Origin of the sequence: Amphritea sp. HPY, from assembly GCF_050870985.1 — a bacterium.
In the GTDB taxonomy this organism is placed as follows: domain Bacteria; phylum Pseudomonadota; class Gammaproteobacteria; order Pseudomonadales; family Balneatricaceae; genus Amphritea.
The window spans coordinates 1,910,417-1,936,552 of sequence record NZ_CP194015.1; the positions used below are offsets into that span (position 1 = coordinate 1,910,417).

At 48.4% G+C, this 26,136-nt stretch carries 20 protein-coding genes; 6 read left to right on the plus strand and 14 right to left on the minus strand.

Translation table 11 applies throughout. The features are described 5' to 3' along the window. The first annotated feature begins 123 nt into the window (after nucleotides 1–123). Both ACQUQM_RS08725 and ACQUQM_RS08730 read left to right on the plus strand, forming a co-directional pair. Nucleotides 124–1,965, plus strand: coding sequence for a sensor histidine kinase (locus tag ACQUQM_RS08725; RefSeq protein WP_432474086.1), 1,842 nt, complete (start codon nucleotides 124–126; stop codon nucleotides 1,963–1,965). Next, nucleotides 1,958–2,560: a response regulator transcription factor gene (locus ACQUQM_RS08730; RefSeq protein ID WP_432474087.1), complete on the plus strand. Its 603-nt coding sequence runs from the start codon at nucleotides 1,958–1,960 to the stop codon at nucleotides 2,558–2,560. The genes ACQUQM_RS08725 and ACQUQM_RS08730 overlap by 8 nt, the downstream gene beginning before the upstream one ends. 28 nt (nucleotides 2,561–2,588) lie before the next feature. Here ACQUQM_RS08730 and ACQUQM_RS08735 read toward each other — a convergent pair whose 3' ends face one another. Beyond that, nucleotides 2,589–3,128 (minus strand): hydrolase, encoded by a 540-nt coding sequence (locus tag ACQUQM_RS08735; protein WP_432474088.1) that lies wholly within the window; start codon nucleotides 3,126–3,128, stop codon nucleotides 2,589–2,591. 117 nt (nucleotides 3,129–3,245) lie between these two features. Here ACQUQM_RS08735 and ACQUQM_RS08740 point away from each other — a divergent pair, with 117 nt between their 5' ends. Beyond that, on the plus strand, nucleotides 3,246–4,130 hold the full coding sequence (locus ACQUQM_RS08740) for a DMT family transporter (protein WP_432474089.1): 885 nt from the start codon (nucleotides 3,246–3,248) through the stop codon (nucleotides 4,128–4,130). A 276-nt stretch (nucleotides 4,131–4,406) separates the two neighbouring features. On the opposite strand, the gene ACQUQM_RS08745 is transcribed toward ACQUQM_RS08740, so the two are convergent. From ACQUQM_RS08745 to ACQUQM_RS08770, 6 genes are all read right to left on the minus strand, one after another. After that, on the minus strand, nucleotides 4,407–6,047 hold the full coding sequence (locus ACQUQM_RS08745) for a BCCT family transporter (RefSeq protein ID WP_432474090.1): 1,641 nt from the start codon (nucleotides 6,045–6,047) through the stop codon (nucleotides 4,407–4,409). A 497-nt stretch (nucleotides 6,048–6,544) separates the two neighbouring features. Continuing rightward, nucleotides 6,545–7,444: a polysaccharide deacetylase family protein gene (locus ACQUQM_RS08750; RefSeq protein WP_432474091.1), complete on the minus strand. Its 900-nt coding sequence runs from the start codon at nucleotides 7,442–7,444 to the stop codon at nucleotides 6,545–6,547. Nucleotides 7,445–7,477: 33 nt separating this feature from the next. After that, nucleotides 7,478–8,419, minus strand: coding sequence for an ABC transporter permease (locus ACQUQM_RS08755; RefSeq protein WP_432474092.1), 942 nt, complete (start codon nucleotides 8,417–8,419; stop codon nucleotides 7,478–7,480). After that, entirely contained in the window at nucleotides 8,420–9,535 is a 1,116-nt protein-coding gene (locus ACQUQM_RS08760) for an ABC transporter permease (protein WP_432474093.1), read from the minus strand. It abuts the gene before it with no gap. Then, nucleotides 9,529–11,049 (minus strand): ABC transporter ATP-binding protein, encoded by a 1,521-nt coding sequence (locus ACQUQM_RS08765; RefSeq protein WP_432474094.1) that lies wholly within the window; start codon nucleotides 11,047–11,049, stop codon nucleotides 9,529–9,531. Before ACQUQM_RS08765 ends, ACQUQM_RS08760 begins: the two co-directional genes overlap by 7 nt. Nucleotides 11,050–11,157: 108 nt before the next feature. Next, nucleotides 11,158–12,138 carry a BMP family protein gene (locus tag ACQUQM_RS08770; protein WP_432474095.1) on the minus strand — a complete coding sequence of 327 codons (981 nt, stop codon included), beginning with the start codon at nucleotides 12,136–12,138 and terminating at the stop codon, nucleotides 11,158–11,160. Nucleotides 12,139–12,276: 138 nt separating this feature from the next. Here ACQUQM_RS08770 and ACQUQM_RS08775 point away from each other — a divergent pair, with 138 nt between their 5' ends. After that, nucleotides 12,277–13,170, plus strand: coding sequence for a LysR family transcriptional regulator (locus ACQUQM_RS08775; protein ID WP_432474096.1), 894 nt, complete (start codon nucleotides 12,277–12,279; stop codon nucleotides 13,168–13,170). Nucleotides 13,171–13,242: 72 nt separating this feature from the next. Here ACQUQM_RS08775 and ACQUQM_RS08780 read toward each other — a convergent pair whose 3' ends face one another. From ACQUQM_RS08780 to dctP, 4 genes are all read right to left on the minus strand, one after another. Further along, nucleotides 13,243–16,659, minus strand: a complete 3,417-nt coding sequence (locus tag ACQUQM_RS08780; RefSeq protein WP_432474097.1) for an adenylate/guanylate cyclase domain-containing protein — start codon at nucleotides 16,657–16,659, stop codon at nucleotides 13,243–13,245. A gap of 296 nt (nucleotides 16,660–16,955) precedes the next feature. After that, nucleotides 16,956–18,236: a TRAP transporter large permease gene (locus ACQUQM_RS08785; RefSeq protein WP_432474098.1), complete on the minus strand. Its 1,281-nt coding sequence runs from the start codon at nucleotides 18,234–18,236 to the stop codon at nucleotides 16,956–16,958. Beyond that, the gene (locus ACQUQM_RS08790) at nucleotides 18,236–18,859 is read right to left on the minus strand and encodes a TRAP transporter small permease (RefSeq protein WP_432474099.1); all 624 of its coding nucleotides are present in this window, start codon (nucleotides 18,857–18,859) and stop codon (nucleotides 18,236–18,238) included. Before ACQUQM_RS08790 ends, ACQUQM_RS08785 begins: the two co-directional genes overlap by 1 nt. Before the next feature lie 231 nt (nucleotides 18,860–19,090). Next, nucleotides 19,091–20,110, minus strand: coding sequence for a TRAP transporter substrate-binding protein DctP (dctP, locus tag ACQUQM_RS08795; RefSeq protein ID WP_432474100.1), 1,020 nt, complete (start codon nucleotides 20,108–20,110; stop codon nucleotides 19,091–19,093). Between the two features lie 224 nt (nucleotides 20,111–20,334). On the opposite strand from dctP, the gene ACQUQM_RS08800 reads away from it, so the two are divergent. Further along, nucleotides 20,335–21,234: a LysR family transcriptional regulator gene (locus ACQUQM_RS08800; RefSeq protein WP_432474101.1), complete on the plus strand. Its 900-nt coding sequence runs from the start codon at nucleotides 20,335–20,337 to the stop codon at nucleotides 21,232–21,234. Between the two features lie 16 nt (nucleotides 21,235–21,250). On the opposite strand, the gene ACQUQM_RS08805 is transcribed toward ACQUQM_RS08800, so the two are convergent. Then, a complete protein-coding gene (locus tag ACQUQM_RS08805; RefSeq protein WP_432474102.1) occupies nucleotides 21,251–22,672 on the minus strand; it encodes a PLP-dependent aminotransferase family protein in 1,422 nt (473 codons plus the stop codon). 239 nt (nucleotides 22,673–22,911) lie between these two features. On the opposite strand from ACQUQM_RS08805, the gene speB reads away from it, so the two are divergent. Further along, a complete protein-coding gene (gene speB / locus ACQUQM_RS08810; RefSeq protein ID WP_432474103.1) occupies nucleotides 22,912–23,871 on the plus strand; it encodes an agmatinase in 960 nt (319 codons plus the stop codon). 113 nt (nucleotides 23,872–23,984) lie between these two features. Here the strand turns inward: speB and ACQUQM_RS08815 are convergent, their stop codons facing one another. Together ACQUQM_RS08815 and ACQUQM_RS08820 are read right to left on the minus strand one after the other, a co-directional pair. After that, nucleotides 23,985–24,575, minus strand: coding sequence for a pyridoxamine 5'-phosphate oxidase family protein (locus tag ACQUQM_RS08815; RefSeq protein ID WP_432474104.1), 591 nt, complete (start codon nucleotides 24,573–24,575; stop codon nucleotides 23,985–23,987). A gap of 102 nt (nucleotides 24,576–24,677) precedes the next feature. Beyond that, nucleotides 24,678–26,135 (minus strand): nickel-dependent hydrogenase large subunit, encoded by a 1,458-nt coding sequence (locus ACQUQM_RS08820; RefSeq protein ID WP_432474105.1) that lies wholly within the window; start codon nucleotides 26,133–26,135, stop codon nucleotides 24,678–24,680. Between the last annotated feature and the right edge of the window lies 1 nt (nucleotide 26,136).

The window sequence follows — 26,136 nt, forward strand, 5'->3', positions numbered from 1 at the left end:
CAGACTGTTAATGTCTGATGACTTTCCTTTGATTCTCAGCATAGAGAAACAATTCTTAAGGGTATATTGTGGTTAACCACATTTGGTTGTAGAACGTTGATTTATGTCAACAAGGACGCCTCAATGGCAACTCTGCTGATAAAAACAGTGCTGATAAAAACACTGCTCCTCTGGCTGGTAATAAGCTGCCTTGGACTGCCTGTAACAGTTCATGCGGACATAGAAATCGAGCGTGACCTTAAAGTTGCTGTGCTGGCTTTCAAAGGCAGGGAAAAGGCATTACAACGCTGGACTTCAACCATGGAGTACCTGAACCAGCAACTGCCAGGCTACAGCTTTACTGCAGTGCCCATGAGCCTTGCCCAGCTTGATGAAGCGGTCATCAAAGGTCAGGTTGATTTTGCCATTACCAACTCCGGACAATACGTACGGGTCGGTTCAAAATACGGTATGAGCTGGATTGCCACTCTGAAATCCCGGCGTCATCCGGGGAAAAAAGCAGTAATCGGATCGGCTTTGATAGTAAAATCAGATTCACCCTACCAAACACTGGCAGATCTCGAGGACGCCCGCCTTGGAGCAGTTGATCCTCAGGCCTTTGGCGGCTTTCAGATCTATTGGGGCGAAATGTTACAGCGGGGATACAAACCAGAACGCTTTTTCAGCCAGATCAAGTTCTCCGGCTTCCCCGTTGGTGTACTGGCATTCTGGGTCAGGGATGGACTGGCTGATGCAGCCGTACTGCCTGCCTGCACCCTGGAAACCATGGTCAAAGAAGGGCTGATACAGGCAGACACTATAAAAGTGTTAGATGCTAAACAGTTTTCCGGCTTCAACTGCCAGACAAGTACCGACCTTTACCCGAACTGGTCATTTTCAGCACTTAAATCCACCCCTGTCGATATTACTGAACAGGTAGCCCAGGCGCTGCTATTACTCCCCTCTCAGTCTCAGGTTGCAATAGATACAGGATCACTGGGCTGGACAGCTCCGGTGAGTAGCCATGATATTCATAATCTTTATGAGCGGCTCGACATACACCCCTGGCAGGTCCCCTGGTGGCAGAACCTGAGACGCTGGCTATTACAAAACTGGCAATGGACTGTAGCTATTCTGTTACTGCTACTGGCCGGCCTGATGCATCATATCTGGATACAATTTATGGTGCGCAAGCGAACCAGGGAGATACAGGAAGTCAATGAAGAACTGCTGCATCAGCAGCAACAGCTTGAGCACGCTCAGCGGATTGCCATCCTTGGAGAACTGTCATCTGACCTGGCCCATGAACTAAACCAACCCCTGTCCGCTATCAATAATTACGCTGAAGGCGGTGTTATACGCATTGACCGAAACAACGATGATGCACAGATTAGTGATCTGCTTAGTCGCATCAGCAGCGAAGCGCAGCGGGGGGCCGAGATCATCAAACGTATCCGTGGATTCGCAAAGCAAGAGAAGATGCAACGTAAAGACACGGACCTGACACAGCTAATCCGGGAAACCGTAAACCTGCTGGACTATGAGATAAAGAAATACCGGGTAGCAGTTCATCTTCAACTGCCAGATACACCACTGAGCCTGTTCGTTGATCCTATTGAGATTCAACAGCTACTCGTCAACCTGATTCGTAACAGTCTGGAAGCGATGCAGGATCAGCAGGCTGATCGGCATCTCACGATACAATTGCAAATCCAGGGCTTTGAACAAGTAATTCTTTCAATATCGGATACCGGCCCTGGTATTGAAGACAGCCAGCTAGAAAACCTTTTCAAAGCGTTTCATTCTTCAAAGCCTGATGGACTGGGTCTGGGCATGTCTATCTGCAAACGGATTGTTGAGGCGCATAGCGGTGACATATCAATGATGTCCGGCTTAGGCCGGGGAACCGTTGTAACCTGCACCCTGCCTGCTAGTCCAAACAACAGCCCAAACAACAACCCAAACAACAGGACAAATAATGGATAACAGATCTGCGATACCGGTCTACCTTGTTGATGACGATCATTCGGTACGTGAAGCGTTGCGTTATGTCCTGGAGGGCTATGGCCTGAATGTTTCAGATTTTGACTGTGGCGAGACGTTTTTAAATAACACCGACCTGAACCAGCCAGGCTGCCTTATTCTGGATAGCCGCATGCCCGGTCTGACGGGTCAGGAAGTGCATGAAAAACTAAACCAAAGCAGTTCCTGCCTTGACGTTATTTTCCTTACCGGCCATGGCGACATGCCGATGGCAATCAAAGCGTTCCGGGATGGCGCCTGTGATTTCTTCCAAAAGCCGGTACGTGCAGCTGACATTTTACCGAGCATCGAAAAAGCGCAACTGAACTCAACCATCCGCTGCCAGAAATATAATTTGGATAAACGTTTTGCCACATTAACGGTGCGAGAAAACCAACTGTTCGATCTTGTTGTCGCAGGGCTTATCAATAAACAGATTGCTGATCAGCTTTGCATTTCAGTCCGGACGGTAGAAGTCCATCGCGCTAAAATGATGGAACGCCTGGGCGCATCAAGCATTACAGAGCTGATCAAAATAGCAGAAATGATCAAACACTGATCCAGCACCCTCGCCGTTGCCTGAACCACTATCTGACTAGCGGCAGGATATCCCTGAAGCAGTCAGTAGCAGAATCGCCCACCAGCTCGAATAGGGCCATCTCAGTACTGGTAAGAGTCGCCCCCAGACTGGCCATCTTACTCATAGCCAGTTCCCGGTTATGAGCCGTGCGGGATGATACCGCATCACTGATCAACTCGACCTGATAACCCCGTTGCAACAGTTCGGCTACCGATTGATAGACACAGACGTGAGTCTCAATGCCACACACTAATAACTGATTTCTAGCCAGCCGTTGCAGCTCATCCATCACCTGGTCACTACCGCAACAGCTAAAGGTCGTCTTGCTCAATGCACTATAGTCACCGAGCAACTGCGCAATTTCCGGCACAGTTGTACCTAACCCTTGCGGATATTGCTCTATCCAGACCACCGGAACTCCTAGTATCCTGGCGCCTTGTATCATGCGCCGGATGTTATCTATCATGGTTTCTGAACTCTGCACGCTGCGCGCTAGCTTACCCTGCACATCAATCACCAGAAGCGCTGTGGTTTGAGGATTTAACATATACAATGCCCACCATCTGAAAACGATTTCGATAACAGTACACCGGTTATCCGAATAAAGTCGATACAATAGCCAAACTACCAGCCCTGCCACCACAGAGAATAATCAAGGAACTGAATGAATACCGAATACCTGAAAGGATTTCTGCTCACCGCACTGGGTGTCATCATACTAAGCTTTGACGCCCTGATGATCCGGCTTATTGAGGTCGATTCATTCAGCTTACTGTTCTGGCGCGGCCTGCTGCTGAGTCTTATGGTTACACTCTGGTGTCGATTCAGGATGCCCGGCGAAGCGTTATTCAGCAGGGATCCCGCCTTTCTTCGCTCCGCGTTCCTGTTTTTCAGCAGCTCTACCTGCTTTGTCTGCGCGATAAACCTTACTTCTGTAGCTAATGTACTGGTTATTATCAGCGCGACTCCTCTTTTTTCAGCATTGTTGGCAAGACTGCTACTTAAAGAAAAAACACCACCGGTCACAATAGCCGCGATTGTTATATCGATACTGGGGATTGCCTGGGTACTGAAAGACTCCTGGCAAAGTCCCGACCTGAAAGGCGATCTGCTGGCCCTGCTCTGTGGACTTTCACTGGCAGCAAAATTTGTTAATGACCGGGCAGTCAGCCATCGGAATATGTCCCCGGCGCTCATCAGCGCGGGACTATTAACCGCTATCGTGAGTTACGCCATAGGTCAACCGATGACGCTATCTGGCAATGACTGGGGATGGATGCTATTGCTTTGCCTGATCATTCTTCCTGTCAGTTTTGTTTTGATTACTACCGGTCCTATGCGCATCCCTGCAGCTGAAGTTGGCATGTTGATGCTGCTGGAAACGGCCATGGGGCCACTCTGGATCTGGATATGGCTGGCAGAAATACCCAACCGGTCAGCGCTTGAAGGAGGCGTGGTTGTTGTCGGTACTCTATTGATTCACGGCCTCATTCAATGGCGCAGAAACCATAATAAGCGAGTGCGTAAAACGCCGGTCACAGGCTACTGAAGACCCGCCATAAATCAAAAAAGCCGGGGCTCATAACAAGCCCCGGCAATAGATGTAACTTTCTGGGAGTCTACATCTGAAAGGGTTATCGGAATGCTGCTTTTGAGCACTGTTATTTTTCGTGAAGATTACCCTCCTACGGCGTAGTACAAGTCTTGATGACTAAATCGACATTAGAAGTCGCAAAGTGCTTCTAGATAAACACCTTGCGACGTACCTGGCCTGTTCTTCAGGCTTGAGACCTAGATTCTCGACCCGTCATAACAGAAACACAGTTCAATCATAGCGAACAAGACTGTAAGCCGGAGCGCCCTCACTATTTTCCGCCTCTAACTGATTTTCTGAAAAAGCAGTATCCAAACCACTTTCATAGAGTTTCAAGCGCCTTACCAGATTCACAACACCGAGAATAACTACGACAGAGAAAGGTACTGCAGCAATCATTGCTCCTGTCTGGAGTGATGCCAATACAGTAGCACCACCGGCAAGTAACAAAACTGCAGCAACGGTCGCAATCATCAGCGCAAGTCCAATTCGGTATCTATAACCTGCATTCTTACTTGCTTTACCCTCTTTCTCTTCATGCAACATAGATGAAAGGGAGTAAGTTCCACCATCAAGAGAGGTGATGTAGAACGTGGCAATCAGGACAATAGCGACAAGTGACAAAATCGGCGAAATCCATTCGAAACTGCTGAACTTCTCAATAGTCGTAAACAATCCAGCAGCCGGGTTTGCCTGAGTAGCATCAACAACGCCACCTACAAGGATATCAGTGGCAATTGCTGTACCACCATTAATGACAACCCACACCATCACGATCAGAGAAGGCCCGGCAATACCGCCGATCAGGAACTCTTTAATAGTCCTGCCACGGGAGACTTTTGCAATAAATGCAGCAACAAACGGAGCAAACGAGAATGCACCCCAGCACCAGATAAATGTTGTCCAGAGCCCCATCCAACTCTCATTCCAGGCGCCAGCTCCACCAATGAAGGAGTAAGAATCATTCCATAGCCCCATTGCGAACAATGAAGAAAAGTAAGAACCAACAGACTCAAAGAACAGTGAAATAATGTAGATAGTCGGACCGAAGATAAAGAACACAGAAAGCAGGACTATACTCAACCAGCTATTTGTTTCGCTGATAAGTCGCATGCCTTTATTAAGACCTGAGCGCTGCGACAGAATAGTCATGCCAGCTATCGCGACCATAAAGGCCACCTGGAATGAAACTGAAATCTCAGTGCCAAAAGCAAAGTTCAGTCCGGTGTTAAACTGTAGCGCAGCAAATCCGAATGAAGTCGCCAGACCCAGTACCGTAGTAATAATGGCAATGACCTCAACCGTTACACTCACGGGGGATCTTAAACTTACAGGGAACAAATCGGCAACTGCATTATGGAAGTTCAGTGGCTTTTTACAGTTATGAATAGAAAACGCCAGTACTACAGCAACTATGCAGTAAATTGCCCAGGCATGTATTCCCCAGTGAAAATAAGACCACTCGATGCTACTAGAAATCGCTTCTGCCGATTTTGGTTCTGCAAACTTTGAATCTCCAAATAGCAGTAACGGCTCTGCGATACCCCAGAATATCAATCCAACACCTTCGCCGCAGGCAATCAGCATCGAATACCAGGCAAAATTGCTATACTCCGGCTTCGCGTTGTCGCCACCTAGTCGTATTTTACCGTACCGACTGAATGCCAGCCAAACACAAAATATCAGGGCACTTGTCGCCAGCAGCGTAAAATACCACGTCATGTATGCAGTAATAGCAGTCCGGGTTTCTCCGATATAGTAGGCGGAGACCTCCGGAAAGGCGAAGACCAGAACTATTGCTATAGATAACAGGCCAAAGCTCCACAATGTTATCGCTTTAGTAATACTCTTTTTCAGCATACTTTCATTCATATGACTTTCCATCACACATATACCTTTTTATTATTTTCAAACCAAAGTTTCCAAATAAATAAAAACTTTAAAACCAAGCACATCCATATCATTCTCATCCACTTTAAACATCACCAGATTAATGAAGCTTTCACATAGGATAACGATCAACTAGTAAGTCACATTAATAATGCAATTCAGGATACGCCATTACCTTAAGTGCTTTTTTCATAAACAAGTGCTGCTACACATTCAAATTAGCACCACAATGACATTCATAAAATACGAAACCATCGAATCATATATCGTATAAATACGAAGTAATAATATTAAAAAGCACTCTACTTATAAGCCACCCGAAAGGCCTGCAACTATTGACTGAATTTTTACATCACGCTTAAATAAAAAAAGCAGCTACTCTCGCGAGTAACTGCTGAAGGGTGGTCTAGCCCTAGACCTACACTATGGAAAGCTAAAAACTATAAAGCCTATAGTTTTATTAAAAATAATCTGATCCGCTATTTACCTATTGAGATATCGACCGGGCCACCATAGTAGGGCAACTCATGAACTCTCGGTAAAAACTCTTCATTTGCCCTTACTTTTTGAATATGAGCAGCTATCTGTTCCATTGATGCAAACCACACATCACCTTTATTTTGCATCTCCTCAATGAACTTTACGGTTTCCCGCCAGCGAGCTAATCGTCCTGTAACAAAAGGATGCCAAACGCCAATTAGCAGCCCCCCATTTTCATACATCGCTTCAAACTCTGAGCGGAAAACCGAAATCGCTTCCTGGGGAGACTTAATTGGCATGGAGTAATTAATGTCACTCATATGCACATACGGTGGCCAGTCATCCATTGCCCAATGGGTTGGTAACTCAACTATTTCACCTTCATCTGTCTTTAATACATAGGGAACATCATCTCCCATTAAAGAAGCATCATAGGTAAAACCATGCTTAATCAACAGATCAGTTGTCCGGTGAGAGTAATTGTATAAAGGTGCCCTGAATCCTCGCGGCCGCTGCCCGGTATACTGTTCGATGATCTCAATCCCTTTGCATAATGAGCTTTCCTCTTCATCCGCAGAAATTTCATTCGGATGCTCATGAATAAAACCGTGATGTGCAATCTCATGACCCGCCTTAACAATCGCTTCTACTGCTTGAGGGTATTGTTTAATACACCAGGCTGGGATAAAAAATGTTTGTTTAATATCAAGATCACGATAGCTGTTTAAAATACGCTGCACGGCAACTTCCGGGCCATACCGTAAGGATGACAGAGTTGCTACACGCTTATAGCTATCCTCCGGGCGGTGCAGATGCAGAAAGCTATCCGCATCCATATCAAAAGTAATAGCAACCGCACATTTAGCCCCATTAGGCCAGGGTACTGGATTTGTAATCATAACAATTTCCTTAAATATCAAAATCGGGCTGAATTATTTACCGCCACGGACAAATTTATTACCGATATCCGCAGGGGGTCTGACTTTGCCGGACAGCAGAACTAAAGCAAGGATAGAAGCCATATACGGCACCATAGAAAACAGCTGGTAAGGCACATCCGGTGAAGAGAATTGAAGACGAAGTTGCATTGCGTCACATAAACCGAAGAATAGCGCGGCAAAGAAAGCTCCCATGGGATTCCAGCGTCCCAAAATTAAGGCAGCCAGAGCAATAAAGCCTTTACCAGCACTCATATGCTCGGTGAAAACGAAAACCTGCGACAAGACAATGTACGCACCTCCCAGCCCAGCCAACATGCAACTTGCAATTACGGCTAAATAGCGAACATTGATGACATTAATACCTGCAGTATCTGCCGCACGAGGGTACTCACCAATAGAACGGATATTCAGGCCCCAAGGCGTGCGATACATTACCCACCAGGCAACAGGGACAGTCACATACATTAGGTACACCAGGACATCCTGACTAAACAGGACTGGACCTATAATCGGTATATCTGAAAGCAGTGGAATAGCTATCGGCTCAAACCCGGGCAGCGTCATAGTTGTAGCGTCCAGGCCGAAAACTAATCGTGCCAGAAATGAAGTCAGGCCCAGAACTAAAATATTAATAGCAATACCTGCAACGATCTGGTTGACCCCAAGCGACACACCAAGCACCGACAAGAGCACACCAGCAGAACCTGCACACAGCAACGCAGCAAAAATACCGAAGACCGGGGAACCTGTCATATAGGTACCTAAGGCGGCACCAAAACAGCCCCCCAAAATACAACCCTCCAAAGAGATATTGTATACTCCTGCTCGTTCAGCTATGACTCCGCCTATTGCCGCGAATATCAACGGTACAGAGAGACGTAAAGTTGAAGCTAGCAAGTCACTTAGTTGATTAATATCTGTTAAGAATTCCATTTAGCCCTCCTTTCCAGTAGTTGTTTGAGTTTGGTTACTACCGATATCGATAGCATCATTAAGCACCTTACGTTTGGCTAATATTGCGCGCCATTTCGATGCATCGAAACGAAAAGCCAGGCTGGCAGCAACAAAGACAATGACCAAACCTTGAACTGCTTCGATTACCGTACTTTCCAAACCTATGGACCGCTGCATAATGAGTGCACCGACTTTCAGGCCGCTAAGGAAAAGAGCTGAAAGTGGAACAAGAATCGGGTTCAAACCCGCTAGAAAGGCAACCACTATGCCGTCATAGCCATAACCAGGACTGAACATATGGTAGAGACGGTATTTAAGCCCCATTACTTCAAAGGTTCCAGCAAGTCCTGCAATGGCACCAGCAATAACCATACATAGTATTATCTGACGTCGAACATTTACGCCGGCGTAACTTGCCGCCCTTTGATTTTTACCTACCATATCAATGCGGAAACCACCCGTGGTGTAGCGCATAAAAATCCAGGTAAATAAAGCCAGTGCAACACCTATCACCACACCAATATGCGCATCCGTACCCGGCATGACCCAGGGTAGCCACAATTGCTCACTAATCTCGGGCGAATACGGATATGGGGCTCCTTCCTGCATCATTGGACCCGACGCAAAATAACTCACCATATTGATGCCGATATAGTTCATCAAAATAGTAACGATTACTTCGTTAATCCCTTTATAAGCTTTTAAATAAGCTGGAATAAGCGCCCAAAGGCCACCACCAATTGCACCAAAAATTATACAAATCGGAATATGTATCCAGGCTGGCATTTCAGGCAAATACAACGCAGCTGCAGATGAAAAAAGCGCGCCAACATAAATCTGCCCTTCGGCACCAATGTTGAACAGTCCGGCCCGTAGAGGAATTGCTACGGCAAGACCGGCTAATAGTATCGGAGACATCTTGGTCAGAGTATCTGCGATACCGTAGTAGTCCAGAAATGCTCCTGCAAACAACTCTTTATAGGCCGTAACAGGGCTTTCGCCGGCAAGAAGAATAAGCCCTGAGCCTACAAACAACGCCAGCAGTACAGCAACAAGCGGACGAATTTGATAAATAAATCTTATAAAACTCAACATACGACCTCCTGATCTTTAATTCCGGCCATCAAGCGCCCGACACGCTCTGAATTTGCTTCCTCTGGTGTAATTACTCCGGTTATTTCACCGTGGCACATAACGCCAATGCGGTCACAAATTGTCAGGATATGTTCAAGCTCCGTTGATATATATAAAATTGCCTTTCCTGCTTTTTTCTGTTCGACAATAGTGTCCTGTACAGCGTTGATAGCACCAATATCCAGCCCTTTACACGGTTGCATTACAACGATGATATCCGGGTCACACTCAACTTCACGGGCGATGACTATTTTCTGCTGATTACCACCTGAAAGATAACGGGCTTGCTGGTGAACTGAATGCAATCGGATATCATATTTTTTTACCCAGTTGTCAGCAGTTTCATCCACTTTGCTGGACTGGATAATTGAGTTTTTGGAGTAAGGAGGTTTACTGTAATCACGCATGATGCAATTATCAGCAACGCTGAAATCAAGCACGAGTCCCGTGCCATGGCGGTCTTCAGGTACATAGCTGATGCTGGCCTGATGGCGACGATCATCAACAGATAGATGAGAAATATCTTCGCCATTTACCAATACCCGGCCCGCATCAAGATCACGCATACCGGTAATGACCTCAGCCAGCTCTGCCTGACCATTACCATCGACACCGGCAATACCTAATATCTCACCTTTACGAAGCGAGAGGCTGACATCTGTCAGCGCCTGCAAACCACGTTCATCGGTAGCACTGGCGTTATCAACCTGGAGCACAACCTCACCTACATCGGTTTTGGGTCGATTCACATCCAGAATGACATCACGGCCGACCATCATTCTTGCTATCTCATTAACATTGGTGTCTGCGACCTTGCTATGCCCGGTTACTTTTCCGTGACGCATAACAGTAATGTTATCGCCAACAGCCATCACCTCATCAAGCTTATGAGTGATAAAAAGAATTGTTTTTCCACCTGCTCGCAAGCGGTTAAGACCGTCAAGGAGGGTTTCAATTTCTGACGGGGCAAGAATACTCGTTGGCTCATCCAGAATTAACATATCTGCATTTCGATACAGAGCTTTTAGGATTTCTACGCGCTGGCGCATACCCATTGGCAGCTTCCAGATCTCGGTCCGGGGATCAATAATAAAATCGAACTCCTGACCTATAGCTTCGATCCGCTCTTCATGTTCTTTCAGACTTATGGATGCCCCCAAGCCCTCCAGACCAAGAATAATATTTTCTGTAACGGTCAGCGTATCCACCAACATAAAGTGCTGATGGATCATACCGATTCCCTGATGAATAGCCTCTCGAGGAGTGGGAATTGATACTTTTTCCCCTTTAAAGTGAATATCACCGCCATCAGGCTGATAGAGCCCGTAAATAATATTCATTAATGTTGTTTTACCAGCGCCATTTTCACCAAGCAGCGCATGGATAGAGGCTTTTTTTATTTCTAAATCAACCCCATCCAGTGCCGTGAATTCGCCGAATTTCTTAGTTATATTATCAAGCTTCAAGTAACTCATTTTCTTCACCTAACAGCATTAGAGAACGGCTTTATGGATAAGCCAATAGCTGCTTCTGCGACAATAAAAATATTGGTGCGCAGCACAGCGCACCGGCTGCACAGATTGTTATGGATTCAGCTGACCAATTTCGATCTGCTGTACGATGGAAGTTACTTCAGCTTGAATTTCTGCGGGGACTGATGGGTGGAATGATCCGATTCTGAAAGCCTGGGGAGTTTCAAATCCGTAACGATAAACCTGACCGCTGAGCTTTCCTTCCTTAGCGGTTTTTATCGTAGTGAGCAACGCGCCACGCATATCTAATATTGCAGACTGCATAACTGTATCCGGCCAATCGACGATTGCATCATAATAGATGCCGAAGCCTTTAGCTTTTTTCTCTTTCACTGCACGCAGGCTACCGATAACTGCGTTATCCATAGTTGGGAAGATAGTATCCACCCCCTGGCTGATTAAATTAAGTGCAGCTTCTTTACCTTTAGCTATATCATCCCAGTCATTGGTCCAGGCACTTAAGGCTTCACCATCAGGACGTGCCGCTTTGAAACCTATAGAAAAACCATCACCCAACTCGGTATATGACTGCACTTTTTGTGCGCCAATATATCCACCTTTACCAGTCGACGAGATTTTGCCAGCGGTATATCCCATCACATAGCCCATGGACTTCATATCAAATTGCATGACGGCCATGTTTTTCTTTGGCTCGCTGCCATTTACAACCAGAAACATTGTATCGGGATGACGCCGGGCTATACGGCCCACTGACTCCTGGAATTCCCCCCCGTGCCCGATAACAAGGTCATAACCGCGGCGGGCATAATCCGCCAGCGCCTGTGGCTGATCTGGCTGCGGCACCTTCTCGCTATAAGCCATTTCAATTCCAAGTTCTTTCTCAGCGCGAACAACCCCTTCGTAACCAGCCTGATTGAAAGACTTATCGGTGATAACACCGGGCAGAACGATAGCCACCTTAAAGGTATCTGCACTGGCACTAATAGAAAATGAGCCCAATGCAAGCGCCACACCTAAGCTCTTTATCAGAGAGCGGCGGGTAAAGGGTAAACTGTTATCTTTGGGGGACATGAAACTTTCCTCTTTATTATCTTTACTAGTGAGTAGTTCATTAATTTTTCAGTTGACAAGTTCAAAGTAGCACAGCATGTTAGTAAGAATTAATATGAAACTAACGAACCGTATTTCGTATAGGGCCGATGTAATAATATGCATGATACAGATATAGCTTTACTCAAAGTCTTCATTGCCGTTGTTCAAAGCAAGAGCTTTAGTGGCGCACAGGCAATACTCAATATTGCGCCGTCTACTATTAGTGAGCATATGACCCGTCTTGAGACCAGACTCGGGTTCCGGCTTTGTTTTCGTGGTAGAGGAGGGTTCAGGCTCACAAGCCAGGGCAAGGCGGTATACGAATCAAGTCAGCGCTTAATGGCTGCTATTGAAATGTTTAATCACGAGACTGGTGAATTAAAAAACCTGTTGAGTGGTGAATTCAGATTAGGCTTACTTGGCAACACCATTACTGATCAGAATTCACCTGTAAGGTTGGCATTAGATGCTTTCAATTCAAGAGAAGGAGATGTCACCTTACGGATGGAAATAGGCTCGCCAATTGAGCTTGAACAGCAACTTCTGGATGGGCGCCTGCACATTGGAGTCGGTACTTTTCCGGTAAAAATATCAGGTCTGGAGTATTACAGTCTTTACGAAGAACACGAAGGTTTATATTGCGGCGAAAAGCATCCCCTGTTTAGCAAACAAGACCTAACACTTGAAGATATAAGCCAATATGATCTTGCTGCCCGAGGATATATGAAGGCCAAAGACATCGAACTCTTAGGCTCAAAGGTTGCCACAGCAACTGTAGAAAACGTAGAAGCGCAGGCTTTCTTGATTCTCACTGGCAAATATATTGGCATACTTCCCAATCATTATGCTTCACCATGGGTTGAAAAAGGTGAGTTACAACGATTGCTACCAGATACAATATCACCCTGCTCATCTTTCGAATATGTTGTCCGCCAGAGTAAAATTAGCAGCTATGTAGTCAATGCATTCATTGATGACTTGCTTCAAGCAGCGCAGAATATTCAACACTGATACCTGAGATTTACAAAACTGACAGAGCCAAAAGAAAGGACGGCGGTTGTGGCGATCATACCCTGCAAAAAATCAGTGACTGGGGCGAGAAGATTGAGCAAGCAAGGCCTTGGCCTTTTTGATATCAGATGTTTCCTTAATGTCTTCCGTTGCCCGACAAATTACCGTTAACAGCTTTTGTGCATTCTTCCCTCTGCCCTGCTGCAAGTACAACTGCGCCAAGGATAACATCGCTCTCCATTCAAGCGCTCGCGCGCCTTGTCGGTGAGCCACCTTGATCGCTTGCCGAAAACAGTTTTCAGCCTCATGCTGTTTAGCGGATTCAACCGCCCCAGATACGACCAGGCCCTCTCCCCTGAGTCGATAAAGTTCAGCCTCGTAGTAGCGCTCGCCCGTTTCATCCACCACACCCAACGCTTCGCTCAATACCCTCTGGGCTTCACCAGAGCTGCCGCTCCGAATCAGGGCGTATGCCAGGTATCCAAGGAAACGAGTTAAATCCAGTAACGCGCCGGTTTTGCGGTAAGCCTCTATGCCTTGTCGAATCTGTTCTGTACCATTTTTACTCTGCCCCTGCTCCGCCAGAGACCAGCCATACAGCACTATTCCTCTAGCCTGCCAGTACGAAAAACCTTGCTCTGTCGACAGATTGATCGCCGCATCGGCCCGCGCCTGGGCCTCAGGCCCTTCCCCCAGGAGTTGTTGTAAATGACCGGCGGAGTCAAGGGCAAATGCCATGCTAGCCGGATGAGACAGCCGCTGGGCAAGGCCCAAAGCCTTATCACATGCGTTTAGCGCCCCTGACGAATCGCCTATCAGCGCGAGTGTCAGGGCTGAATAGGACAAGCTCAGCACCCCAGAATCCTGCCCAAATAGAAAAGCGAGGGAGTGGTGCTGCTTATGGTCATAGTAGTCACTGACCTTATCCAGGTGGCCCTTAGCCTGCGTCAGCTCGCCGCTTGAAAACAACACCTCCCCAACTAAGGTGTGTGCCTCGAGCAAAAGGGCCAAATCCTCTGAATCTTCAGCTATTTCGAGCAGCCGTTCGGCCAACTCGCTTGCGACCTTCATCTCGCGCCGCACCAGGTAGTAGGCATATAGCCCGTCGAGAACGGAGAAAAGTTCGGGCGTGGTACCTACCTGCCGACAGAGGGTCAGAGCCTGACTATAGGTAGTCTCCACTTCGCTTGCTGCATACCCCTTGAGGGCCATCAAAACCGGCCCCTGGATTAGGAGCAGATCAAGCTCCTGCCGAACCCGCTGGGGTGTATCGGGTAGTTTTTTGAGCAGTTTCAGGGCGGCCCCCAGATGACCGGCAGCCTCAACATTGGCACAGCGGTAAGCGGCCTGCTCCCCGGAACGCTTCAGGTACTCCACGGCTTTCGGAATATTACCACTGCAGCTGTAATGATGCGCCAGATCGCTGCATCGGTCTTCGAGGTGCCCGCTAAATAGCACCTCAATCGCCCGGGCGGTACGCTCATGCAGCCCGTTGCGCCGCTCGGACAGCAAGGAGCCATAGGCCACCTCCTGGGTCAACGCATGCTTGAAGGTAAACTCCACTTCGGGAAACGCCGGACACTCATACAGGAACTCACCGGTCTGCAGGCGGGAGAGTAAACGACGCAGTTCTTCCTCGGGCCGATCTACGACCTCCCCCACCAGGCTCCAGGTGAACTCCTTGCCGATCACAGAAAGGGTCTGCAACAAGTCCTTTTCATCCGCTGGCAGACGATCGATGCGCGCGCTCAGCACTCCCTGTACCGTTGCTGGAATATGAAGCGCGGTCGGCTCCTGCTCCAGACGATAGTGGCCAATCTCACCGGTAAGCGCATGCTCCTCGACCAGGGTCTGGACCACTTCCTCAAGGAAGAAGGGGTTACCCTCGGTCTGAGTCATTATCCTATGTTTCAAGGGTGCCAGAGTCGTGTCATCGCCCAGCAAGGAGCTGAGCAACTCCTCGGCTTCCGCTTCACCCAAAGGATCGAGCCGCAACTGGATATAGTAGCTCCGGCGCCCCCAATCATGCTGATATTCGGGCCGGTAGTTCACCAGTAACAGCATTCTGGCATTAGCCACCCCGTCGACCATATAGTCGAGAAAAGCCTCAGTCACCCTGTCAAGCCATTGCAGGTCCTCGAAGATTACCACCACGGGCTGATTAAGGCTCTCGCGCATCAGCAGACGCTTGATCGTTTCGAAGGTGCGCTGGCGCCGCAATTGCGAATCCATCGATTGCAGTGACGAATCCGGCTCGGCGATCCCCAGCAGATAGAACAGATAGGGCAGACTGTCTTCGAGGCTGCGTTCCAGATTCAACACCTTGCCGGTCACCTTTTCGCGTCGGCGTCGATCGTCATCGTGGGGGCTGATCTGAAGATAGGTATTCATCAGCTCGATCAGTGGTAAATAAGCAAACGCCTTGCCATGGGACACCGAGAAGGTTTCCAGAACCAGGTATTCCTGCTGTAAATGAGGCTTGAACTCATAAAACAGGCGCGACTTGCCAACACCCGGCTCACCCACCACCCCAACAATTTGCCCATGCCCGGCCCGGACCTTCGCCATGGCACCAGCGAGCTTTTCCAGCTCATACTGGCGACCGACAAAAGGTGCCAGCCCACGCCGGGCTGCCGCCTGCAGCCGGGTACGCAACGGCCCGCTGCCCAGTACTTCGTAGGCGGTGATCGGCTCGGAAAAGCCTTTGATCGGGATAGCCCCCAGAGCCTTGAACTTGAAATAACCTTCCACCAATTGGTATGTAGCCTCGCTGACTACGATCGATCCGGGTGAGGCAATTCCTTCCATTCGCGAGGCCAGATGAATGGACTGACCCACTGGCTCATAGTCAGTATGCAGATCCTCAGTCCTGATAGAGCGTACCACCACTTCACCGGTATGGACGCCTATCCGGATCTGCAACGGCACCTGCTTCTCCAGGCGCACCCGGTCAGCATAGCGGTGCATCGCCTCCTGCATGCGCAGCGCTGCGTAGAGCGCTCGCTGGGGATGGTCCTCATGGGCAATGGGCACGCCGAACAAAGCAAGAATCCCATCCCCCAACGACTTAGCAACATAACCCTCGTAGTGGTGTACTGCCTCCATCATCAGAATCAGTACCGGGTCGATCAAATTACGAACCTCTTCAGGATCAAGGTCCTGAATCAAGGCGGTAGAGCCTGCCATATCGGCAAATAGTGTAGTCACGATCTTGCGTTCACCGCCCCCTTTCGCCAGAAGTACTGACTGTTCGGCCAGAATACGTTCAGCAAGATGCTGGGGGGTATAGTCAATCGGCGCAATTGTTTCTGAGGGTTTAATCGTTGCTATTGAGGGTAAGGTCAAAGCGGTACCACATTGGTTACAAAACCTGTCGGCTGCAGTCATCGTATGACCACAATTCGGACAGTCCCGTGACAGCATTTCACCACACTTGCTGCAGAACTTAGCTCCACTTGTGTTTTCAGACTCGCAACTGGTACAGCGCATAAGGCCTCTTAGAATTATTCATTGGAAAGCAAACCAATAAATACTGCAGTCCTTTCTAACTTGCCTGCACAGTCATCAAAACTGTACTGACACTCCGAACTGACGCAATCGTCTGTGTCCGCCAGAATACAACTATCAGCATAGTTCAAGCCGAAAGACGCACACCCGGTGAAACTACATTCATGAATGTTCAGCATAAGACCCCGACCTGCCCCCCTCCATAAATCAAAAAAGCCGGGGCTCATAACAAGCCCCGGCAATAGATGTAACTTTCTGGGAGTCTACATCTGAAAGGTTTATCGGAATGCAATATCTCTGAGTAAAAGCGCGATCTGAGGGAAGAACGCAAGCATTACAGTAATCACGAACAGGATTAACAGAAATGGCGATACCCCTCTGATAACATCGACAAACGGACGCTTGAACACGGCTATTGCAGTAAAGATATTACATCCGAATGGCGGTGTTGCGGCCCCGATTGCAACCTGCAGCGTGATGAAAACGCCCACCAGCACCGGATCTAAACCCGCAGCCTTAACTAATGGTGCAAAAATTGGCACCAGTATCAGAATCACAACTATCGAATCAACAAACATGCAGCCGACAAAAAAGGCGATGTTTATTGCTAGCAGCGTCATCAGCGGAGATGCGCCCTCCAGGCCGATCGCAGCAATGATCTGCTGGGGAATCTGGGCATAGGATAAAGTCCAGGAGAAAGCAGCGCCGGCGGCGATCAGAATAAACACGACGGAGGTGATAGCACCGGTAGACAGCGCAATATCCAGAACATCCTTAGCCTTAATAGAACGGAAAACAAACGCCTCCAGTATCAGTGCGTAAAAGACACAAACTGCGGCGGCTTCAGTCGGACTAAAGATACCGCCATAGATACCACCCACCACGATAAACGGGAATCCCATCGGCCAGATCGCCCGACGCAGCGCGGTAAAACGCGCTTTCCAGCTAGCCTTAGGCTCGACCGGAATATTGTGCTTTTTGGCGTAGTAATAACAGTACCCGGAAAAGGCGAGGATGATCAGAAACGCTGGACCTAAACCGGCAATAAACAGTTCTGAGATCGACGTTCCCGAGATTACACCGTAGATGATCATACCGATTGAAGGCGGTATAAGATAAGCAAGGTCCGCAGCATTAATGATCAGGGCTATACCAAAAGAGTCCTGATAACCCGCCTTCAGCATACGGGGCCGCATCGCTCCACCCACCGCAACTACTGTTGCCTGGGTAGAACCACACACCGCACCAAACAAAGCACAGGCGGAAGTCACAGACATCGCCAGACCACCGCGAATATGTCCCATAAAGCGCATGACCACATCGACTAAGCGGTCAGCTGAGTGCCCTCGCGTGATAATATCAGCGGCCAGAATAAACATAGGCACAGCAATTAACGCCGCCGGCTTAACGCCACCGATCATCTGTTGAATTGTTACCTGAAGGCTCAGATCCGGAAGATAGAAAACAAACGCTAACACTGTCGCCGCAATCAGCGGCATCATCATTGGGAAACCTGCAAGCAGCAACGCTATCATTACCAGAAGCATTAAAATAGTCATCACTCACCCTCCTCTTTATTATTTTCCAGCTCATGATCTTGCTTATAGAGGTGCAACACTTCTGCCACATCAGGGTCTTCATAGAGATCAATTTCAGTGAACGAGATATAGACATCCGGATCAGCAAGGTTCATATTTTTCACTGCCGTAAGCAGGTACTGGATACCCGTCAGCACAAAACCTATAACCACCCATACATAGGTCAGGTATAGCGGTGCCTGAAGCGCCGGAGTAACCCGTCCGCGCCGGGCAATTTTTGCAACATACTCAAACGCATACCAGGCCAGTACAAACATCGCGATCGCAGTCAGGAGTGCTATAAGGATCATCAGTAGCTTTTTAAAACGGTCGGGCAGCATGTCATAAATTGCGGACATGCGAATATGACGCCCCTTGCGGGTAACATAGCCAAGCCCCATAAACGTGATAATGATGATCAGAAAGGCATTTAGCTCCTCAGTAAAATAGATACTTTGCGAGAACACATAACGCCCGAATACATTCGCAATGGAGTTCAATGCCATGATGATGACACCCCAGCAAAGCACGAAAACTTCAACTTTGCAGATGGCCATATCTAGCAGAGAAAACATACGACTGAATGTGGAGTTCTGTTTTTTCATGTTTTTCCCCCCTGTCACCGGTTCAGCTATAAACCTGTGACATAAGGAACCTTTATAAAATTAGCGAAACGAAAACAAAAAACGAGAGAGTGAAACTACTTAGCAGTCTCCAGCAAGCCGGATACACACCTTTTGTTTTGTGCTGAAAGCAATGGCTATTGCTACGTATAAAATTAACAATTAAGGATGCGAAAGAAGTGCTGCATCAGGATTGATGCAGCACTTACGCATTTACTGTGCGGATTCCACTTCAGCGATAAGCGCCTTCAATAACTCCTCACCACGCTCACCAACAATATCGGTATACGCTGTGTGAGTGGCTTTACTGCGGGCACGGAATGCTGCCTGCTCTTCCTCACTCAGATGTACCAGATTAATATCCGGCTTAGCTGCCTGTATGATTGCCAGCTTTTCCTCATTGAAACGACTGACCACATCATAGATATAGCTACTCATTTCCCGGGTCGTTTCACTGATCAGTTGCTTATACTCTGGAGAAAGCGTTTCGTACCAGTCAGTACCTGACATAACGGTCGTAGCCAGCTCCTGTTCACCGGCCCAGGTCATGTAATCCGTCACTTCATAGAACTTCATCTCTTCGATGGTTGCTGCCGGGTTAATCTGGCCATCAACCTGCTTTAATTGCAGGGCGCCGTATACCTCGCCAAATGGAATTGGGGTTGGCGACGCACCAAGGTCTTCATACGCTTTCAGCAGAATCGGCGATACCATGACGCGCATTTTAAAGTTTTTAAAATCGTCAGGAGAGCGAATTTCACGATTGGTTGTCCAGACCTGCGGGCCCTCAGAGTACATCGTGTGTAGCTTCAACCCCCGGGTCTCAAAATCTTTATTCAGCTCACCGTATATAAATTTACTGGATGCCAGCATCTGCGATAATTCAGCAGAATCAGAAGGCAGGGTATATGGAAGCAGGAATAGCTGAGACTCCGGCACGATAGTACCCAGGTTACCGACAGAGACATTGGCAAACTGAACAACACCATCGGCTACCTGCTCGACAAGCTCAGTGGGCGTTCCCAGTGAACCAAGGGGATAGATATTAACTGTAACCTCAGAATCAGTCTTTGCTTCGATTCTGCGCTTAAACTCCTGAGCGTAGCTGTCCATGATAGAGCCTGGAATCTCTTCAATAGCAAATTTCCATTCAGCTGCCATCGAAGTAATCGGGGATAAAGAGAGCGCAACGGTGAGGGCCAGACCAGAAGATATTGTTTTTATATTTTGCATTGTCATACCTTACTTTGTTTTTGTTGTAGGGTTATGAATCAAGTATTGCAAAACAACTTTCATCAAAAAATATAAATATTCATATATATACATTACAAAAAATAATATAAGTTAGATCTCAACAGCCCCTATACTCCAGTATTACTACGCGGTGTTGTGAATATATAAACAAGGTATAACTGGGGAGCAGGAGTGGCTAATCCCGCAAACAGAGGAAACAAAACATGCATTCTGTAAAGCATATGATTACCTTCTGTACTGTCGTCGAGTTCGGCGGCTTCGTTGGCGCCCAGTCCGCCCTGGGGATGAGCCAACCTGCTATCAGCACCCATATCAAGGATTTTGAGATCCGGCTTGGCTTTCAACTCTGTAATCGTGGGCGAGCCGGCTTCAGCCTGACCGAAAAGGGACAGATCACTTATAACAAGTGCCGTGAGATGCTTAATTCCATCTCGGATTTCGAAGCGGATCTTGGCGAGTTGAAAAACACACTGACGGGAACATTACGGGTTGGCGTGATAGACAGCACTATTACAAATCCGGAATTTACAGTACCAAACGCGATACACCGGTTTTATAGCCGTAACAATGATGTTTCAATCAAAATGAGTATATTATCGCCCGATGATCTGGAACGGGAACTGTTGAGTAGTAATATTCATCTTGCAATCGGCACCTTTCAAAACAAGAACAGCGCCCTCAACTACCAGCATCTGTATACAGAGAGACATCAGTTTTACTGTGGTAGTAAACACCCCCTGTTTAATATCCCGGAAGATCAGATATCGATAGAGACCCTGAAGAAATACCCAATCTCTTCCCGCACCTACTTGCACCATGCTGATCTGCAGGGTTTTCAGGAAAAGAAAAGCATCGCATCCGTTGCCAATATGGAAGCACAGGCAATTATGATCGCCAGTGGCAGTTTTATCGGGTTCCTGCCAACACACTACGCTCAACGCTGGGTTGAAAACAACGAGATGAGAGCCATAGAGCATTTAAACCTGTCCTGGAATTCCCAGTTCCACCTCGTGACCAAAGTATCGCCTGCACCGCAAAATATTGTGAAAGTATTTATTAAGGATATCAATGAGTCGCTCAACGAGCGGGAGGCAGCACAATAAAACGCCCTCCCTAATATCAATAAATCTCACTATCAATATAAATCGGCGATGGTTCTTCTGCTAATAACTCAACCACTCCCTTAAGTCCGGCCGCTAACTGCGAGGTTGATTCTGCGGAAGCAAGGCTAATTCTGACGCAATGCGGTGCAGGCTGATGGCCAACTACAAAAGGCTCAGCCGGTGTAATGCTGATATTTCTTGCCCGGGCCTGGGCAATAAAATATTCGGCTCGCCACTCTTCCGGCAGCGTTAGCCAGATTAAGGGGCCTTCCGGATGGGCTTGATAGTTATATCCGGCAAGCAGCTTTGCTGCTAGTTCCTGTCGGGACTTTAGCTCCTTGCGCTGCCACTGAACTAACTGATCAGCCACTCCCTCATTTATCCATTGTGTAGCAATTTCAGCCGCCATCGGCACAGCCATCCAGGAACTAGCCCTTAAGCGGCCCACAACCTGGTGAACTTCTCGTTTCGGTGGTACCAGATAGCCCACCCGCAAACCAGACGCTGCCGTTTTGGAAAAGCTGGTCAGATAATAACTTAGCTCGGGGATATAGCTTGAAATCGGCGGTTTATGATCACTGCTCAAAGGACCAAACACATCGTCCTCTATCACCGGGAGATTATATTTCAATGCGATCTCTGCAATCTGCTGTCGCCGGGTATTACCCATGGTTGCCGTTGTCGGGTTATGCATTGAGGGCGTTACACAAATTGCTGAGATCTGCTTTAGCTTGCAACACTGCTCCAAAGCTCCCGGTATCATCCCCTCATCATCAATAGCTATTCCCTCAAGTTTAAAGTTGAGGGTTCTCGCTAATGAGATCAGGCCATGATCAACCAATGCTTCGCAGGCCACTATTCCACCCGGCACCACCAGGCTGCTCATAGCGATCATAAGCCCGTGCGTCACACCGTTACAGATACAAATTCGATTGGCATCTGTCTCCAGCCCCTGCGCAGTTAACCAGCGACGGGCTGCCTGACGGTGAGACAACAAACCGGCAAAAGGCTTATATACATTGATCAGTTGCTGAGCGTCAGGCTGCTGCGCCATATCCAGTAAGGTCTGCCGGAACGCATCAACCTGCTTTGAACTGGCAATAGCACAGGCAATGGATAGATCGATCATTTGCGCTGGATCAACCACCTCATCTTTCAGAAACTCAACATTCTCTTCCAGATTATGATGACTGACATAGGTTCCGCTGCCGACTTTGCCGTGCACATAGCCCTCTTTTTCGGCATGGGCATAAGCAAAGCTAACAGTCTGGACACTTACCCCAACCGCCTCAGCCAGGGCTCTATGGGTCGGTAGTTTCTCTCCCACCGGAATATCACCGGCATCAACCGCTTTACATATCGCCTGCGCGATCTTCAGGTAGCGAGGCCCCTGTCCGGATTCAAGGTAATTTTTAATACGACCTTCAATATTTCCCATAATTACATCGGCACCGAAATTGTCATGAAACAATAATTACATTGACATGATTTAATTAAGCATTAATCTATATTGTAATGATCTAGAGAACGGAAAACTCAAAACAGTCCAATTACACATGTAAAAACCACTGTTAATGATCATAAAAAGATAAATTGGTATGAATTACTTCACGACAAATCAATACAAACAAAATTGTAATGAATTAATTATATAAGAATAACTAGAGGTTTAGAACCATGAGCAATAACTCATATGAAAGCGGGCGCTTAAATCTGCCATTTGTTGGCTTCTGTACTTTTGCTAAAAGCTCCACCAATGAAGACTGGGATACTATTGATGCCGATGTCGCTTTCATGGGAGCCCCATATGACTGCGGTACCCAATGGCGCTCCGGTGCCCGTATGGGACCACGCGCCATCCGCGAGGCATCTACACTGTTCTCCTTTGGTCATGGCGGCGCATATGACCATGAAGATGATGTCATGTACCTTGAAGGGGTGAAGATTGTCGATATTGGCGATGCCGATATGGTGCATACCAATACTGAGAAAAGCCATGCCAATATAGAATACGGCGTTCGTAAAATTCTCGAAGCCGGTGCATTACCGGTTATTGTCGGCGGCGATCATTCGGTAAACGCACCTTGTATTCGTGCGTTTGAAGGCAAGGGCCCGATCCATATCATTCAGATCGACGCCCACCTGGATTTTGTCGATGAGCGTCACGGCGTTCGCTATGGTCACGGTAACCCGATCCGCCGTGCCTCTGAGAAAGAGTTCGTAACCGGCATGACCCAGCTTGGCATCCGTAACGTCTCCTCTTCTAACCGCACCGACCATAAAGCGGCAGAAGACGCAGGATCGACCGTTCTCTCGGTCCGCGATGTTCGTCGCCTGGGTCCTGAAGGCGTCCTGGCGCTTATTCCTGAAGGCGTAAACTACTACATCACAATTGATATTGACGGCTTTGACCCATCCATTGCTCCGGGTACTGGTACACCAAGCCATGGCGGATTTACTTACTATGAAGTTATGGAAGTATTGCAAGGCGTTGCCAATAAGGGCGAAGTTGTAGGCATCGATCTGTGCGAGGTAGCCCCTGATTACGATCAAAGTGGCTCAACCAGCATTCTCGCGGCGCAAGTTCTGATGAACCTGATTGGCTATGTTTTCCACGCCCGCCAAACCAGAGGCTGAGTAAGTAAGTACTTTGTCAGATGGCATCCGGTCTGGATGCCATCTTCTTTCCAGCCTGCCCAATTCTATCAACACTTAACCACGCAGCTGAATTTCACGTCAGGCTTTCACCCCTAATCTTCAACAAAAAAATCCTCGCTTTTAGCTTCCGGACTATCACTCCCCCAGAGCATCCGCTTAGACTTTTTTTTCAGCAACGGCACATGTTTCGAGCAGTGGATATAAGCCTCATCGACGCTGATAACAACCCAGCGTTCGGTGTAACCCGACTGTTCCTGATCAACTTCCGCCAAGCATGTCGCCAGCCAGGTGGGCAGTTCAGCTGTCGCATAACTGGTCGCAGAACCGTTCACATGCAGGCCAACGGTAGATTTAAAAAAATCCATAAAAACCAGCCCGATATGGGGATTCTCGTGAAGGTTACCGAGACTGGCATAGACGCCGTTACCCCGGTATTCGGGAAATGCCAGGGTCTTTTCATCAAGCACCTGTACAAAACCAACAGGGCCAAAGCGAGGGGTGCAATCGCAGTTACCCGCCTTATCAGCCGTGGCAACAAACACCATCTCCTGAGACTGGATCAGCCCCCGCATTTTATTCGTCAGATGGTCATACATCTGCTTGTTATAAAAGCGTTGCGCCCGGGCTTCGCTCGCCATCAGCTGTTGCAGCTGAGACTCACCCGCAGTTCCTTTGTGGGTCATATATCACCTTCCATGTGTTATCCAGGCCAGGCCTGAGTATCAATCAAAATTGTAAGAGCTACCTTCCGCCATACCCGGCCTTAAGGTTTTGAATTGCTCAGATCAGTGTACGGTACAGACCATACAAGGATCAAACGAGCGTACGATATGCTGTACTGCCACCGGGTCGGTTTCACCCGCTAACACCGGCGCACCCGCCAGGGCCTGCTCCAGCGCGCCCGGTATACCCTGCTGATCCCGGGGCGAGAAATTCCAGGTGGTCGGTGCAATAATCTGATAATTCGCAATACGGCCATCACGAATACTGAGCCAATGCCCCAGACTGCCCCTGGCAGCCTCCACCATACCCACACCATCGGCATGCTCTGGCAGCTCGCCCTGATGGCAGAAAGGCTGCAAAGGATCGATCTCGCGGGCCCATTGCTCCATCTGCGGAATCACCAGTGCCAGCTCAAGTAACCGGGCCAGCATGCGATTCTGCACATTGCCACCGGATGAACTTACCAGATCTTCTATCAGCGGATGGCGGTTGACCAGTTGGCGGGCCAATGCACCGACCTCGACTACCCGGTTATCGAGCCGGGGAGCCTTACACCAGCTATACCCCTCAGGATTATCCAGCGATGGCTGGGTTACGCCGTTTATGGGGTGTTGCGCCCGGGTTTGTCCACTCATCCAGGCATGGGATATATCTTCGGTAATAAGCGCAGGATCCAGCGCCAGCGCCTTACCCGTCGCATCTACAACTCCGGCCCTGAAGGCCCGCTCACCACCGCTCAGATAATTACCATAACTCAGGAAGCGATCACAGGAACGGCCCAGCTGATTCAGCTGAAGCTGATCTGAAAGGTGCAGAAAAATTCGCAGATCCGAGCTCAACCAGGGCTGTTCATGCTGCCAGCTTTGCAGTTCTGATACTGAGCTCAGGCTGGCCATTCGTTCAAGACTATCACCAAACAGTCGGGTTTCGAGAAAACGCCGAAACCCGGACAGTATCGCTATAATCCTGATCCGCTCCTGAGGCTCCACCGGCTTGGCGGTGCCGCCCGGCTGAATACTCAGGCTATGGGGCCACTTACCCGCCAGCAGGCCCATCAGATGCAAGAATTCAGCCCGGGCCGGAAGCATCTCCCGGCTGGCATCGCCTTTGATTGCCCGAAAACGGTTTGCCACTTTGTCATACCAATCTGCACTGCGGTATTGATCACGGGCGAAGTCTGGCATAAAGAACAGGTAGAAATGGGTCAGCAGATCCGCCATATTCTCATTCGCCAGAATCAGGTTAGTGCAGAGCTCGCCGTTGCGCGGCATATCCACTTTGATCGCATCCGCCAGGGCATAAGCACAGGCGACTGACTGGCTGACCGAACAGATACCACAGATACGCGGGGTATAGACTAAGGCATCCATCGGGTGTTTACCCTGCAGAATTTGCTCAAAACCACGATAGAGTGTGGAATTAACCTTTGCACTGCTCACTGCTGCGCCCGAGATCTCCAGGTTAACTTCGAGGTCACCCTCAACCCGGTTAAAAGGCCCTACCGATATGCGTCGACTCATG

What these genes read in the sequence shown, in the direction of transcription:
- dctP (WP_432474100.1), bottom strand. Translation starts at nt 20,110, where the DNA reads ATGCAAAATATAAAAACAATATCTTCTGGTCTGGCCCTCACCGTTGCG.
- ACQUQM_RS08775 (WP_432474096.1), top strand. Translation starts at nt 12,277, where the DNA reads ATGCATGATACAGATATAGCTTTACTCAAAGTCTTCATTGCCGTTGTT.
- ACQUQM_RS08750 (WP_432474091.1), bottom strand. Translation starts at nt 7,444, where the DNA reads ATGATTACAAATCCAGTACCCTGGCCTAATGGGGCTAAATGTGCGGTT.
- ACQUQM_RS08735 (WP_432474088.1), bottom strand. Translation starts at nt 3,128, where the DNA reads ATGTTAAATCCTCAAACCACAGCGCTTCTGGTGATTGATGTGCAGGGT.
- ACQUQM_RS08730 (WP_432474087.1), top strand. Translation starts at nt 1,958, where the DNA reads ATGGATAACAGATCTGCGATACCGGTCTACCTTGTTGATGACGATCAT.
- ACQUQM_RS08725 (WP_432474086.1), top strand. Translation starts at nt 124, where the DNA reads ATGGCAACTCTGCTGATAAAAACAGTGCTGATAAAAACACTGCTCCTC.
- ACQUQM_RS08785 (WP_432474098.1), bottom strand. Translation starts at nt 18,236, where the DNA reads ATGACTATTTTAATGCTTCTGGTAATGATAGCGTTGCTGCTTGCAGGT.
- ACQUQM_RS08805 (WP_432474102.1), bottom strand. Translation starts at nt 22,672, where the DNA reads ATGGGAAATATTGAAGGTCGTATTAAAAATTACCTTGAATCCGGACAG.
- ACQUQM_RS08790 (WP_432474099.1), bottom strand. Translation starts at nt 18,859, where the DNA reads ATGAAAAAACAGAACTCCACATTCAGTCGTATGTTTTCTCTGCTAGAT.
- speB (WP_432474103.1), top strand. Translation starts at nt 22,912, where the DNA reads ATGAGCAATAACTCATATGAAAGCGGGCGCTTAAATCTGCCATTTGTT.
- ACQUQM_RS08770 (WP_432474095.1), bottom strand. Translation starts at nt 12,138, where the DNA reads ATGTCCCCCAAAGATAACAGTTTACCCTTTACCCGCCGCTCTCTGATA.
- ACQUQM_RS08745 (WP_432474090.1), bottom strand. Translation starts at nt 6,047, where the DNA reads ATGAATGAAAGTATGCTGAAAAAGAGTATTACTAAAGCGATAACATTG.
- ACQUQM_RS08765 (WP_432474094.1), bottom strand. Translation starts at nt 11,049, where the DNA reads ATGAGTTACTTGAAGCTTGATAATATAACTAAGAAATTCGGCGAATTC.
- ACQUQM_RS08800 (WP_432474101.1), top strand. Translation starts at nt 20,335, where the DNA reads ATGCATTCTGTAAAGCATATGATTACCTTCTGTACTGTCGTCGAGTTC.
- ACQUQM_RS08815 (WP_432474104.1), bottom strand. Translation starts at nt 24,575, where the DNA reads ATGACCCACAAAGGAACTGCGGGTGAGTCTCAGCTGCAACAGCTGATG.
- ACQUQM_RS08780 (WP_432474097.1), bottom strand. Translation starts at nt 16,659, where the DNA reads ATGCGCTGTACCAGTTGCGAGTCTGAAAACACAAGTGGAGCTAAGTTC.
- ACQUQM_RS08740 (WP_432474089.1), top strand. Translation starts at nt 3,246, where the DNA reads ATGAATACCGAATACCTGAAAGGATTTCTGCTCACCGCACTGGGTGTC.
- ACQUQM_RS08820 (WP_432474105.1), bottom strand. Translation starts at nt 26,135, where the DNA reads ATGAGTCGACGCATATCGGTAGGGCCTTTTAACCGGGTTGAGGGTGAC.
- ACQUQM_RS08755 (WP_432474092.1), bottom strand. Translation starts at nt 8,419, where the DNA reads ATGGAATTCTTAACAGATATTAATCAACTAAGTGACTTGCTAGCTTCA.
- ACQUQM_RS08760 (WP_432474093.1), bottom strand. Translation starts at nt 9,535, where the DNA reads ATGTTGAGTTTTATAAGATTTATTTATCAAATTCGTCCGCTTGTTGCT.